At 66.5% G+C, this 12793-nt stretch carries 12 protein-coding genes; all 12 read left to right on the forward strand.

Annotation, left to right across the window (positions count from 1 at the left end):
* Window positions 1-98 precede the first annotated feature (98 nt).
* From ACVZUB_RS32900 to ACVZUB_RS32955, 12 genes are read left to right on the forward strand one after another with little or no spacing between them, the layout of a single operon-like run.
* Window positions 99-1436, forward strand: a complete 1338-nt coding sequence (locus ACVZUB_RS32900) for a CaiB/BaiF CoA transferase family protein (protein WP_482628700.1) — start codon at window positions 99-101, stop codon at window positions 1434-1436.
* Complete coding sequence (locus ACVZUB_RS32905; protein WP_482628701.1) at window positions 1436-2641, forward strand: CaiB/BaiF CoA transferase family protein; 1206 nt, start codon at window positions 1436-1438, stop codon at window positions 2639-2641. Before ACVZUB_RS32900 ends, ACVZUB_RS32905 begins: the two co-directional genes overlap by 1 nt.
* The gene (locus ACVZUB_RS32910; protein WP_482628702.1) at window positions 2634-3827 is read left to right on the forward strand and encodes a thiolase C-terminal domain-containing protein; all 1194 of its coding nucleotides are present in this window, start codon (window positions 2634-2636) and stop codon (window positions 3825-3827) included. The genes ACVZUB_RS32905 and ACVZUB_RS32910 overlap by 8 nt, the downstream gene beginning before the upstream one ends.
* Window positions 3824-4282, forward strand: coding sequence for a Zn-ribbon domain-containing OB-fold protein (locus tag ACVZUB_RS32915; protein ID WP_482628703.1), 459 nt, complete (start codon window positions 3824-3826; stop codon window positions 4280-4282). The genes ACVZUB_RS32910 and ACVZUB_RS32915 overlap by 4 nt, the downstream gene beginning before the upstream one ends.
* A complete protein-coding gene (locus ACVZUB_RS32920) occupies window positions 4279-4707 on the forward strand; it encodes a Zn-ribbon domain-containing OB-fold protein (protein WP_482628704.1) in 429 nt (142 codons plus the stop codon). The genes ACVZUB_RS32915 and ACVZUB_RS32920 overlap by 4 nt, the downstream gene beginning before the upstream one ends.
* Entirely contained in the window at window positions 4704-5852 is a 1149-nt protein-coding gene (locus ACVZUB_RS32925) for a thiolase family protein (protein ID WP_482628705.1), read from the forward strand. Before ACVZUB_RS32920 ends, ACVZUB_RS32925 begins: the two co-directional genes overlap by 4 nt.
* Before the next feature lie 34 nt (window positions 5853-5886).
* Entirely contained in the window at window positions 5887-7194 is a 1308-nt protein-coding gene (locus ACVZUB_RS32930) for an acyl-CoA dehydrogenase family protein (RefSeq protein ID WP_482628706.1), read from the forward strand.
* Complete coding sequence (locus ACVZUB_RS32935) at window positions 7191-8342, forward strand: phosphotransferase family protein (protein WP_482628707.1); 1152 nt, start codon at window positions 7191-7193, stop codon at window positions 8340-8342. The genes ACVZUB_RS32930 and ACVZUB_RS32935 overlap by 4 nt, the downstream gene beginning before the upstream one ends.
* Complete coding sequence (locus ACVZUB_RS32940; protein ID WP_482628708.1) at window positions 8339-8632, forward strand: hypothetical protein; 294 nt, start codon at window positions 8339-8341, stop codon at window positions 8630-8632. The genes ACVZUB_RS32935 and ACVZUB_RS32940 overlap by 4 nt, the downstream gene beginning before the upstream one ends.
* Before the next feature lie 6 nt (window positions 8633-8638).
* A complete protein-coding gene (locus tag ACVZUB_RS32945) occupies window positions 8639-10156 on the forward strand; it encodes a class I adenylate-forming enzyme family protein (RefSeq protein WP_482628709.1) in 1518 nt (505 codons plus the stop codon).
* Window positions 10153-11229, forward strand: a complete 1077-nt coding sequence (locus ACVZUB_RS32950) for an acyl-CoA dehydrogenase family protein (RefSeq protein WP_482628710.1) — start codon at window positions 10153-10155, stop codon at window positions 11227-11229. The genes ACVZUB_RS32945 and ACVZUB_RS32950 overlap by 4 nt, the downstream gene beginning before the upstream one ends.
* 39 nt (window positions 11230-11268) lie before the next feature.
* Entirely contained in the window at window positions 11269-12759 is a 1491-nt protein-coding gene (locus ACVZUB_RS32955) for an aldehyde dehydrogenase family protein (protein ID WP_482628711.1), read from the forward strand.
* Window positions 12760-12793: the final 34 nt, after the last annotated feature.

Consider the following 12793-nt stretch of genomic DNA (forward strand, 5'->3'; position numbering starts at 1 on the left):
TGATGTTTCGGGTTCGACTGTCGGGGTTCAGCCGGTCTGCGCTACGGGTCTGTTGGCGACCTCTTGACTTAGTTCATCATGATGAATACCCTGCAGGAGTGACGCAGAACACGTGGACCAACGCAGTGCCCGATCGGTCGGTCGAGGCTGATGGCGACCCATCCCGAAGCCCCCGGCCTCGAACGGGACCGCTGGCGGGAGTCAAGATCGCCGACTTCTGTTGGATGGGTGTCGGTGCGGTCGCGACCCGGCTCCTGGCCGACTTCGGCGCCGACGTCATCAAGATCGAGAACCGCAAGCGACTCGACACCCCCCGCCGCCTCCCGATCTACAAGGGCGAGGTCCGGTCGTACGGTGACGAGGACCCGAACCCGGACCCGAACAAGGGCGGCCTGTTCAACAACTACTCCCGCAACAAGCTCGGGATCACGGTCGACATGTCGGACCCGCGCGGACGCGAACTCGTGCTCGACCTGATCGACCACTGCGGCATCGTTACCGAGAACTTCGCACCGGGCGTCATGGAGCGCTGGAACCTCACTTACCCTGCACTCCGGTCCATCCGCGACGACGTCATCTTCGCTCGCATGAGCGGTTACGGACACTCTGGTCCCCAGGCTCACTACCGCAGCTACGGTCCCGTCGTGCAAGCCGTGAGCGGGTTGTCGTTCAACAGCGGCCTGCCGGGACGTGAACCGTCCGGCTGGGGTCTGTCGTACATGGACAACCAGGCTGCCTACTACAACTCAGCAGGTCTCCTGTTTGCGATCTACCAGCGCATGCTGACCGGTCAAGGGACCGAGGTCGACGTCTCGGCCGTCGAGGCCGGCATCGGGCTACTCGGCTCCGACCTGCTCGACACCCTCGTGAACGACCGACCGAGTCGCCGGCCAGACTATCCACGCGGCAACCGCCTGGAGCATCCGTCGGCCGCGCCGCACGGTGTCTACCCGGCCGCCGGCAACGACCAGTGGATCGCGATCACGGTCTTTTCCGACGACCACTGGAAGTCTCTCCGGGGCGCGATGGGGGATCCGGATTGGGCTGCCGACGCGCGATTCGCGACCGCGACCGGCCGCGTCACTCACCACGACGAACTCGACAAGCACGTATCCGTCTGGACTCGCGAGCACGACAAGCACGACCTCATGGCGAGGCTCCAGGCTGCGGGTATTGCCGCCGGCGCGGTGCAGAACTCCCAGGACCTGGCCGAGCGCGATCCTCAGATCGCGGCCCGGGGCACCTTCTTCGAGATGGACCACCCGGTCATCGGCCCCGCTCTGTTCGAGGGGTTCCCGGGCCAACTGTCCACATCCCAGCCCGATCACTGGCGTTCGGCCCCGCTGCTCGGCGAGGACAACGACTTCGTATTCGGCCAGCTGTTGGGGCGCGATCCCGACGCCCTGGCGCAGCTATCAGCAGAAGGAGTCATCTGATGGCGACAGCAGACGTGCTCAACGGATCCAGCCCGGTCCGCAACCTCACCGTCGTCGAGCTCGCGCAGAGTCCGGCAGGTGAGCAGACCGGAAAGTTCATCGCCGACTTGGGCGCCCACGTCGTCAAGGTCGAGCCGCCCGGTGGCGTCGCCAGCCGCCACATCGGCCCGTACGCCCACGGCCAGGTCGATCCCGACCACAGCCTGGAGTTCTGGGCTTACAACTCCAGCAAGTCCAGCCGCGTCCTCGCCGCGGACTCCGACCAGGACCGCGAGCGGTTCGACGCGCTGCTGACCGAGGCCCAGATCCTCATCCTCGAGGACCGCGCCTGGTTGCTCGCGCTCGGGATCGACCTCGACGACCTGCTCGAACAGCGACCCGACCTCATCGTCGTCTCGGTGACCCCGTTCGGTCTGACCGGACCCTGGCAGGACTACCGGACGAGCGACCTCGTCGCACTGGCCGCAGGCGGCCTGCTCAACAGCTGCGGCTACGACGACCACTCCATCCCGCCGATCCGCCCCGGCGGCAACCAGGGGTTCCAGCTCGGAGCCAGCTTCAGCTGGTGCGCACTGCTGCTCGCGCTGATCGAACGTCAAACCACGGGCCGGGGTCAGCTGGTTGACGTGTCGGTCCACGAGTCCAACGCCGTCAGCGGCGAGCTTGCCAACCCGTACTGGTTCTACCCGAAGGCCGTCGTCCAACGGCAGACATGTCGCCATGCCCAACCCGAGCCCACCCAGCCTGCCCTCTTCGAGTGCGGCGACGGGAACTACGTCTACTTCGCCCTAATCCTCGCCGAGCAGAAGGCTTGGTCGAGCCTGCTGACGTGGATGGCCGACCTCGGTATGGCCGCAGACCTGACCGATCCCGACTACCAGGACATCGCCTTTCGGCAGCAGGAGTTCAGCCACGTCCAGGAACTCATCGAGGTCTTCTTCCTCGTCCAGGACGCCGACACCGTGTACCACGAGGGTCAGCGTCGAGGCCTGCCCATCGGTCGGCTCAATGCCTTCGAGGACCTGCCGCACGACGTGCATCTGCAGGAGCGTGGATTCTTCGTGGACCTACCCACCACGGAAGGTGAGTCCGTCCTCTATCCCGGTCTGCCGTATCGCTTTTCGTCGTTCGAGACCGCGCCGGGTCGCCCCCCACGGTTGGGTGAGCACGACGAGACGGCCACGGTCGGAGCCGATCATGGCTGACAGGTCCTGGAAGCCCGGGGCCTGCTCGATCGTCGGCATCGGCACCACCGACTACTCGAAGACCTCCGGCCGATCTCCCCTGACCCTCGCGGCGCAGGCGAGCCGGTCCGCCTTGGCCGACGCCGGCATCGACCCGCGTGAGGTCGACGGCATCGTGCGGTGCGATATGGACTTGGTCTCGGCGCCGGCGCTGGCCGACTCCCTCGGCGTCGCCGACCTGACTTACTGGGGCGAGGCCGGGCCGGGTGGCTCGGGACCCGCGGCCATGGTTGGTCAGGCAATCGCCGCGGTCAGCACGGGACTGGCGAAAACTGTTGTCGTCTTCCGCTCGCTCAACGGTCGCTCCGGAAACCGGTACGGGCTGGTCGGCGAGCGCGGCGCGACCGGTGGCGACGGCAGTTACGACGAGTTCTTCCTGCCCTACGGCATGCAGACCCCGGGCCAGTTCTTCGCGGTCGTCGCCCGCCGGTACGCCCATGAGAATGGCCTCTCGATCGACGAACTCGCGTATGGGCTCGGTTCGATCGCGCTGGCCTGCCGCGCCCACGCCAACCGGAACCCGGACGCTCAGTTCCACTCCCGCCCGATGACGCGCGACGACTACCTCGCCTCGCGGATGCTCTCGGATCCGTTGCGGCTGTTCGACTTCTGCCTCGAGACCGATGGCGCGGCCGCCGTGGTCGTCACCTCGACCGAGCGCGCCCGCGACCTGGCTGGCACCGCCGTGCCGGTTCTCGCGGTCGCCCAGGGCACCGGTCGTGGCGTGCAGCCCGGCCAGATGTTCCCGGCCCTGCTGCGTCCGTCGATCACCTCCTGGCCCTCGGCGGCCACAGCGCCGACCGTCTTCGGGCGTGCCGGCATCTCGCCGGGCGACATCGATGTCGCGCAGATCTACGACTGCTTCAGCATCACCGCACTCATCCAGCTCGAAGACTATGGCTTCGTGGATCGCGGCCGGGCTGCCCATCTCTCGCAGGCCGACCTCTCGGTCGGGGGAGTCCTGCCGCTCAACACCAGCGGCGGCCACCTGTCCGAGGGCTACATCCACGGCATGAACCACGTCGTGGAAGGTGTGCGGCAGATCCGCGGCACCTCGACGAACCAGGTCGAGGGTGCCGAGCTCAGCTTCGTCACGTCCGCGCCGCCCCCCGGCGCCAGCGCACTCGTCCTGGGAGCCGACCGATGATCGATCCGAACGTATCGCCGCTGATCCCGGTGACCGACGACGTCGATACCGGTGGCTTCTTCGCCGCCGCGGCTCGCGGCGAGCTGGCGATCCGCGTGTGTAGCGAGTGCCGCGCGGACCTGCATCTGCCGCGGGAGAACTGTCCGAGGTGCGGGGCCTTCTCGCGCGAGTGGCGCACGGTGGCGACCACCGGGACGCTGCACAGCTGGACCGTCGTCGAGCACCAGGTCCACCCGGCCTACCCCGTTCCGTACACCGTCGTCCTCGTCGATGTCGACGAGACCGACGGCGTGCGTCTGCTCAGCCGGATCGACGGTCGGCCGGGTCTCGAGATCGGCCAGCCGATGGAGGCGTGGTTCGAGCGGATCGGCGGTGTGACCTTGCCGCAGTGGCGTCCTGTCACCTTGTCGCAGTGGCGTCCTGTCACTGGCCAGGAAGAGAAGGGGAAAGCATGACCGAGACCATTACGTGGGTCGATCCGGCGCTGGTCACAGACCCGGCTGCGGGTGACGCGGTTCAACTCGCCGGTGCCCGGTGCCCGGAGTGTGCGACGACGACGTTCCCCTATCAGAGCGGATGCCCACGCTGCGGCGGCGAGGCGATGGAACGTATTGCGTTGCCGACCACCGGGACATTGTGGTCGTACACCGTGCAGTACTTCGAGCCCAAGCCCCCGTTCCGGTGCGTGCAGCCCTTCGAACCGTACGGCGTCGGTTACGTCGACCTCGGCGACGTGTGCGTCGAGTCGCGACTGACCGTCAACGACCCGGACGCTCTGTCACTCGGCATGGCTGTGCGGCTCGTGACCATCACTGCATTCATGAACGACGACCAGCCGGTCCTGACGTTTGCCTTCGCCCCCCGAGAGGATGCTTCATGAGCAGCGACGTGGCCATTATCGGCATCGGCATACATCCGTTCGGCCGGACCGAAGGAGTGAGCGGGCGCGCCCAGGGAGCCTTCGCCGCGCGCCAGGCCCTCGCCGACGCCGGAGTGCAGTGGTCGGACATCCAGTTCGCCTACGGCGGAAGCCATTCCGCCGGCGATGCCGACTCCCTCGTCTCGGACCTGGGTCTGACGGGTGCCCCGTTCATCAATGTGCACAACGGCTGCGGTACCGGCGGTTCGGCGCTCATCTCCGCGCGCAGTGCCCTGCTGACGGGTCAGTACGACCTCGGCATGGTCGTCGGGTTCGACAAGCACCCGCGGGGCGCTTTCGCGACCAAGCCGTCGAGTCTCGGCATCGGTGACTGGTACGGCGAGACCGGAATGATGGTCACGACGCAGTTCTTCGCCCAGAAAATCGTGCGCTACATGGAGCAGTACGACATCGGAAGCGAGACTCTGGCCGCAGTGGCGGAGAAGTCGTTCGCCCTTGGTGCGCAGAACTCGAACGCCTGGCGCCGCAAGCCGATGGCGCGGCAGGAGATCCTGGACGCGCCGATGGTCAACCATCCATTGACGCAGTACATGTTCTGCTCTCCCGGTGAGGGCGGCGTCGCGCTGGTACTGGCGCGCGGTGAGGTCGCCCACCAGTACACGGCGAATCCCATTTACCTACGGTCAGCAGAATTTCGCTCGCGTCGATTCGGCTCGTTCGAGGTGTTCAGCCCGTGGACGACCCCCCAGACGCTGTCCGGCCCGACGGCCGACGCCTCCGCGGCCGCGTTTGCCTCCGCCGGCATCGGACCGGAGGACATCGACGTCGCGCAGATCCAGGACACCGAGTCCGGCGCGGAGATTATGCACATGGCCGAAACCGGCCTCTGTGCGCACGGCGAGCAGGAGAAGCTCATCCTCACCGGCCAGACGCGCCCCGACGGCTCGCTACCGATCAACACCGACGGCGGAGTGATCGCCAACGGCGAACCGATCGGGGCTACAGGGCTCCGGCAGGTCTTCGAGTCGGTCCTGCAACTGCGCGGCGCGGCTGGTGACCGCCAGGTCCCTGGCAGCCCGAAGACCGGATTCACCCATGTGTACGGCGCGCCGGGTATCAGTGCTTGCACTGTGCTGAGCCGTTGATGACTTCACCGACTACTACAACCAGGAGAACGACATGACGTGGGGATTCGAGACCGATCCGGAATACCAGAAAGACCTGGACTGGGCCGAGGAGCTTGTGCGGAACGAGATCGAGCCCGTCGACCAACTCGTCGAGCACGCGTGGGACGTCAACGACCCGGTGCGCAACGCCCTCATCCGGCCACTGCAGGAGAAGGTGCGAGAGCGTGAGTTGTGGGCCTGCCACCTCGGACCCGAGCTGGGTGGACCCGGCTACGGCCAGCTCAAGCTCGCGCTGCTGAATGAGGTTCTCGGACACACGCACTCCGGTCCCGTCGTCTTCGGCAACCAGGCGCCGGACTCGGGTAATGGCGAGATCCTCGCTCACTACGGAACTCCCGAGCTCAAGGAGCGCTACCTCGAGCCTCTCATCGAGAACGAGATCGCTTCCTGCTACTCGATGACCGAGCCGCAGGGCGGTTCCGACCCGACGGCATTCGTTACCCGTGCGATCGACGCTGGTGACAGCTGGGTCCTCTCGGGCGAGAAGTGGTTTTCGTCGCACGCGCGGTTCTCGAGCTTCTTCATCGTCATGGCGGTCACCGACCCCGACAACGAGCGTCATCGCCGCGCCTCGATGTTCGTTGTCCCGGCCGACACCCCGGGCATCGAGATCGTCCGCAACGTCGGGGTCTATGGGCACGACGAGATCGAGGGCACACACGCCTACATTCGGTACAACGACGTGCGGATCCCCAAGGATCACATCCTCGGCAACCGTGGTGAGGGCTTCGCCGTCGCGCAGACCCGCCTCGGTGGCGGCCGCATCCACCATGCGATGCGCACCGTCGGCCTCGTGCGTGAGTCGATCGACATGATGCTCGAGCGCGCGGTGTCGCGAAAGAGCGGCGACGGAACACTCGCCGATCGTCAGCTCGTCAAGACCATGATCGCCGACTCCTGGATTCAGTACCAGCAGTTCCGCCTACTGGTACTGCAGACCGCGTGGAAGATCGACCGGTACCAGGACTACCGCAAGGTCATCACCGACATCTCGGCCGTCAAGGCGGCGATGCCGAAGGTGCTCGGGGACGTCGTGAGTCGCGCGATCCAGCTTCACGGCTCGCTCGGCATCTCGACCGAACTGCCCCTGGGCACATGGTCGGCGGAGGTCCACCACATGGCCCTCGCCGACGGTGCGACGGAGCTACATCAGCTGCAGGTCGCCAAGCAACTTCTGCGCGGGGTCCAGCCGGCACCGGGCTTGTTCCCTACGCGTCACAAGATCGCCTTGCGGGAGGCCGCTGAGCTCAAGCTCGCCGACCGTCTCGCCTCGGTGGACGACATGGTCGGTGCCGAATGAGTGCCAGTGCCAGTGCCAGTGGCAGTCCCAGTGGTGAGGCCACGAGCGAGACCGCTCCGGTCCGGGCTGGTGAGGCCACGAGCGAGACCGCTCCGGTCCGGGCTGGTGAGGAGCTCGACTGGCCACGGTTGGAGGCGTACCTGCGCGAGCACGTCGAGGGACTGGACGGTGACTTCTCGGTCCTGCAGTTCCCGCGTGGCTCGGCCAATCTGACCTACCAGGTCACGATCGGCCAGACCCGCCTCGTGGTGCGTCGTCCTCCGCTCGGTCAGGTTGCCCCCGGCGCTCATGACATGGTGCGCGAGTACCGCGTGCTCTCGAAGCTCCACGCGCAGTACGACCGCGCACCCCGCGCGCTCGCTCTGTGCGAGGACGTCGACGTGATCGGCGCGCCGTTCCTGGTCTCTGAGTACCGCAGCGGCGTGGTGGTCTGGAACGAGATCCCGGCAACGATGGCCGATCACTCCGACGCCGGCCGGGCCATCGGCTTCGCCGTCGCGGAGGCGCTGGCCGACCTCCACGATGTCGACCCCGAGATGGTCGGGCTCGGCGACCTCGGACGCCCGGAGGGCTATCTCGAGCGTCAGGTCGGCGGATGGCTGAAGCGATGGTCAGCTGTGGCCGAGGACGGCAAGGAGGTTGTCACCGAGGTGGGGGCCCGGCTGAGCGAGCTGCTGCCGGACCGTGTTTCGGGTGCGATCATCCACAATGATTTCAAGATCGACAACTGCCAGTTCGTCGCCGACGACCCCGATCGGGTCGCCTCGGTCTTCGACTGGGACATGGCTACGCTGGGCGATCCGCTGGCCGATGTCGGAACTCTGCTCAACTACTGGCCCGAGGACGGCGCCGACGCCGCGATCGCGGTCCCGGGACTCGATCAACTCGGGCTTCCGACCAAAGCGGAGATCGTCGAGCGCTACGCGCAGCGACGCGGCTTGGATCTGGGGCGTGACGACCTGCTCTGGTACGAGGCTCTGGGTTGCTGGAAAACCGCGATCATCATGCAGCAGCTCTATATGCGCTGGTTACGCGGTGAGTCGACTGATCCGCGCATGGCCGAGCGCGGCGGTCCCGTCGTGTCCTTGGCCGAACGTGCTCTCAACTTACTGGACGGCGTCCAGTCTTATGAAAGGAACCTGTCATGAAGGTCGGTCAGCGACTCAGGAGTGCCGTCTGCACGACCACCGTGGTCATAGTTCGCGCGGCAGATGTCACGCTCTCGTGCGGCGGTGCGCCGGTGGTCGAGAAGCTCGAGGGCGAGCCGAGCGGCGGCGTCGCGGCCGGTCTCGACGGTGGCACTCTGTTGGGCAAGCGGTACACCCATGCCGGATCCGGTCTCGAGGTCATGTGCGTCGGCGCGGGCTCCGGGGCGTTGTCGGTCGACGGTGAGCTCCTCGAGCTGAAGTCGGCCAAGTCGCTACCCGCATCGGACTGAGGCGCCATGAGCATCATGATGCTGCTGACGATGGCGGTCGAGTTCGGTCCGGAGCGCGTTGCGGTCACCTCGGGCGATGAGCACCTCACCTACGGGGAGTTGCTCGAACGTTCGCTCGCAGTAGGCGAGCTCCTCGATCGTGACGGTGCCGAGCACCTGGCGCTGCTCGATCTCAACACGGCGGCGTTCCCGGTCGCACTCTTCGGCGCCGCGGCCGCCGGGATTCCTTTCGCACCACTGAATTACCGGTTGTCCGATGATCGCCTGACCGAAGCCGTCGGCCGGTTGAATCCGGTCGCCGTGTTCCAAGGTGACGGTGTCGCGAGCGTGGTGGGCCTCGGTCCGGGCGACGTGGCGCGCTCCACGGGCGAGCTGCTCGCTGCGGTGCGGGAGCCGGGCTCGGCGGGCGACGCTGATCTTGCGGACAGTGAGTCCCCGGCCGTGCTGCTGTTCACGAGCGGTACCACCGGCACGCCGAAGATCGCGATCCTGCGCCACCGCCACCTGTTCTCGTACGTGATGTCGACCGTCGAGTTCGGCCATGCCGGACCCGAGGAAGCCATCATGGTTTCGGTCCCGAATTACCACATCGCCGGTATCAGTTCGGTTCTCGGTTCCATCTTCGGTGGCCGTCGCATCGTCCAGTTGCCGAGTTTCACGCCCGAGTCCTGGGTGGCGACCGCGCGCAAGGAGTCCGTTACCCACGCGATGGTCGTACCGACGATGCTCGGTCGCATCCTTGATGTTCTCCAGGACACCGGTGAGACTCTGCCCGCACTGCGTCACCTCTCGTACGGCGGCGGCCGGATGCCGGTGGAGGTTGTCGAGCGTGCAGTGCGGATGCTGCCGCACGTCGACTTCGTCAATGCCTATGGACTCACCGAGACCAGCTCGACCGTGACGATCCTCGCTCCCGACGATCACCGCGAGGCGATGGCGAGCGAAGACCCGGCAGTCCGCCGACGTCTGGGCTCGGTGGGTCGCCCGGTTCCCAGCATCGAGCTGGAGATCCGTGGCGAGGACGGGACCGTGGTCGCCGCCGGCGAGATCGGCGAAGTCTACGTCCGCGGCGAGCAGGTGTCCGGCGAGTACACGTCGCACTCCGTCGTCGACGACGAGGGCTGGTACGCCACCCGTGATCAGGGTCATTTGGACGCCGACGGGTTCCTTTACCTGCGAGGTCGCGCCGACGACATCATCGTGCGAGGCGGCGAGAACATCTCGCCCGAGGAGGTCGAGGATGTGTTGACGAGCCACCCCCACGTTCAAGCAGCCGCAGTTGTCGGTGTGCCGGACGTCGAGTGGGGCGAGCGCGTCGAGGCCGTCATCGTGCTTGCTGACGGGGTCACCGACCTCGCCCCCGAACTGGGTGCCGAGCTGATGGTGTGGGTGCGCGAGCGTTTGCGCTCGACCCGAGTGCCGGCAGCCTTCCACGTGCGTGGCGAGCTCCCGTTCAACGAGACCGGCAAGATGCTGCGGCGGTCGCTGCGGGCCGAGCTGTCGCAGAATGTCGGTGTCGCATGATCAGCATCGCAGACTCGGACGTCGGTGACGTGCAGGCCGTGGCGGCTGACTTCTTCGATCGGAACCGCGTTGTCCTCGACGACGACGATGCCCCCCGTTACGACCGCGCGGTGTGGGTTCGGGCCTGCCACGATCTCGGGATAAGTGCCATCCTCGAGCCTGAGGAGGACGGCGGGCTCGGTGCCGGCGCGGCGATGATGTCGGCGGTGCTGGTCGAGGCTGGGCGCACGCTCAGCCCGCTGCCTCTGTTAAGTTCGGCTGTACGTGCGCAGCGGGCGATCCGGTTGCTCGCGACGCCCCCAGCGCGCGGCGAACTTCTGCCGGGTCTGCTGTCGGGTGACGTAATCGCCACGGTTGTCCCGTGGGGGGAGTCGCTGCTGTCCGTCACCGCTACGGAGACCGGCCCCGATGGCGCGTGGACGATGTCGGGCTCGGTGGCTCGTGTGCTCGACGGTCTGACCGCCGATCTGTTGCTCGTCGTCGCGCCGGTCGGCGAGAACGTCGGACTCTTCGCGGTCGAGGGTGACCTTTCTCGCGAAGCGCAGGAGAGTATCGACGTCACCCGTCAGTTCGCGGCGGTCACGTTCGACTCGACGCCGGTCCGGCTGCTCGGCTCGGCAGAATCGTCCGTGCTGGCTACTCTCGATCAATGGACCACGCTGGCTCTGGCCGCTGACCAGGTGGGCGGCGCCCAGGCGTGTCTGGATATGACTGTCGAGTATCTGAAGAGTCGTGTCCAGTTCGGGCGGGTCATCGGCTCGTTCCAGTCACTCAAGCATCAGTGTGCCGACCTCGCCTTGCGGGTCGACGAGGCACAGTCGGCGCTTGCTCATCTGGTGTGGGCGCTCGACGAGTCACCGGACCATGCTCCAGAGGCATCTGCCATTGCCGCAGTCACCGCCTCGGCGGCCTATGTGGACTGCGCCGACAAGAGCGTGCACCTGCACGGCGGAATCGGCTTCACCTGGGAGCACGATGCGCATCGACACGTTCGACGTGCCCTTACCGACCGATCGGCGTTCCACTCCGTGCGCGCCGCACGCGAAGCCGTCCTGACGGCCCGTGGAATCTGACCGAATCCTGTACCTGATGACCCTTCGAGAGGAATTCTGATGACCACCGCAGTCTCCCCGTCCCTGTCTTACGTCGCGCCGCAGACCGCGGCCTACCTCAAGGACAAGTTTTTCGGCCATGTGATCGACGGCGTCGTCGTCGAGTCGGTCGAGGGCGGCACCATGCCGGTCATCGACCCTTCGACGGGGATCGCGATCTCCACGGCTGCGAGCGGTAATTCTGCCGATGTGGATCGTGCCGTCGCCAGCTCGCGCCGTGCCTTCGGCGACGGTTCGTGGCGCAACCTCGCTCCGCTCGAGAAGGAGCGTCGGCTTCACCGCTTCGCCCAGTTGATCGACGAGAACCGAACGATCTTCGGCGATCTGGACGCTCTCGACGCCGGCTTGCTGCGCTCGTACACGGCTTTCCTCGAGGATTTCGGGGTCAACGCGACCTCCTACTTTGCCGGCTGGCCGACGAAGCTCCACGGCTCGATCCCGCCCGTGCCCGCCGGTATGAATGTGCAACACCGGCGGGTCCCGCGCGGTGTGGTGGTACTCATCGTCCCGTGGAACGGTCCGACCGCCGTCGTGGCCCTCGCCGCGGCAGTCCTCGCTGCGGGTAATTCCGTGATCCTCAAGGCCGCCGAGAACACGCCGATGAGCGCGGTGCTCATGGCGGAGTTGGCTTTCGAGGCCGGTATCCCCGCCGGGGCTTTCAACGTGGTTCAGGGCGCCGGCCGGGCCGTGGGTGCGGCTCTGGTCGAGCATCCGGGCACCGATTTCATCAGTTTCACGGGATCGGCGGACACGGGTCGGGCGATCCAGACTGCGGCTGCCAAGACGTTGACTCCGGTCGGGTTGGAGCTCGGCGGCAAGAGTCCGTTCATCGTGTTCGAGGACGCCGACATCGCCGCGACCGCAGTTGCCGCGACGGCGGCGGTCTGGAGTGGCCAGGGTCAGATCTGCACTGCCGGTTCGCGAGTGCTCGTACAGCGTTCGATCCACGATGAGTTCGTGGCCGCCATAGTCGAGGCGAGTCGATCCATCAAGGTCGGCAACGTCTTCGATCCCACGTCCACACTCGGCCCTCTCGTCTCGAAGGCGCAGCTCGATCGCGTCGCCGGGTATGTCGACCTCGCCAAGTCCGAGGGCGTCGAGGTGGCGTTGGACGGCGGCCGGACCGGTGACGGTGGTTTCTTCCACGAGCCCGTCATCTTCACTCAGGTCCGCAACGAGATGCGTATCGCCCAGGAAGAGGTGTTCGGCCCCGTCATGTCGGTCATTCCCTTCGACGACGAGGCCGATGCGCTGCGGATCGGCAATGACGTGGAGTACGGACTGGCCGCCGGGGTCTTCACCAACGACCTGGGACGTAGCCAGCGCATGATCGACCAACTTGACGTCGGAACGGTCTGGATCAACACCTACCAGGCGGGTTACCCCACGGTTTCCTACGGCGGCGTCAAGCAGTCCGGCTACGGTCGGACCCTCGGCGAGGAGATGGTCCACGAGCTCACGCACATCAAGAGCGTGTGGATCGCCAGCTGACAGTCGCTTCCGAACCCACCCACCAAACTTGAGG

Source organism: Rhodococcus sp. OS5 (assembly GCF_056837585.1).

Excerpts from the sequence above, each read along its gene's own strand:
- ACVZUB_RS32905 (WP_482628701.1), top strand. The coding sequence starts at position 1,436 with ATGGCGACAGCAGACGTGCTCAACGGATCCAGCCCGGTCCGCAACCTC.
- ACVZUB_RS32910 (WP_482628702.1), top strand. The coding sequence starts at position 2,634 with ATGGCTGACAGGTCCTGGAAGCCCGGGGCCTGCTCGATCGTCGGCATC.
- ACVZUB_RS32915 (WP_482628703.1), top strand. The coding sequence starts at position 3,824 with ATGATCGATCCGAACGTATCGCCGCTGATCCCGGTGACCGACGACGTC.
- ACVZUB_RS32920 (WP_482628704.1), top strand. The coding sequence starts at position 4,279 with ATGACCGAGACCATTACGTGGGTCGATCCGGCGCTGGTCACAGACCCG.
- ACVZUB_RS32925 (WP_482628705.1), top strand. The coding sequence starts at position 4,704 with ATGAGCAGCGACGTGGCCATTATCGGCATCGGCATACATCCGTTCGGC.
- ACVZUB_RS32930 (WP_482628706.1), top strand. The coding sequence starts at position 5,887 with ATGACGTGGGGATTCGAGACCGATCCGGAATACCAGAAAGACCTGGAC.
- ACVZUB_RS32935 (WP_482628707.1), top strand. The coding sequence starts at position 7,191 with ATGAGTGCCAGTGCCAGTGCCAGTGGCAGTCCCAGTGGTGAGGCCACG.
- ACVZUB_RS32940 (WP_482628708.1), top strand. The coding sequence starts at position 8,339 with ATGAAGGTCGGTCAGCGACTCAGGAGTGCCGTCTGCACGACCACCGTG.
- ACVZUB_RS32945 (WP_482628709.1), top strand. The coding sequence starts at position 8,639 with ATGAGCATCATGATGCTGCTGACGATGGCGGTCGAGTTCGGTCCGGAG.
- ACVZUB_RS32950 (WP_482628710.1), top strand. The coding sequence starts at position 10,153 with ATGATCAGCATCGCAGACTCGGACGTCGGTGACGTGCAGGCCGTGGCG.
- ACVZUB_RS32955 (WP_482628711.1), top strand. The coding sequence starts at position 11,269 with ATGACCACCGCAGTCTCCCCGTCCCTGTCTTACGTCGCGCCGCAGACC.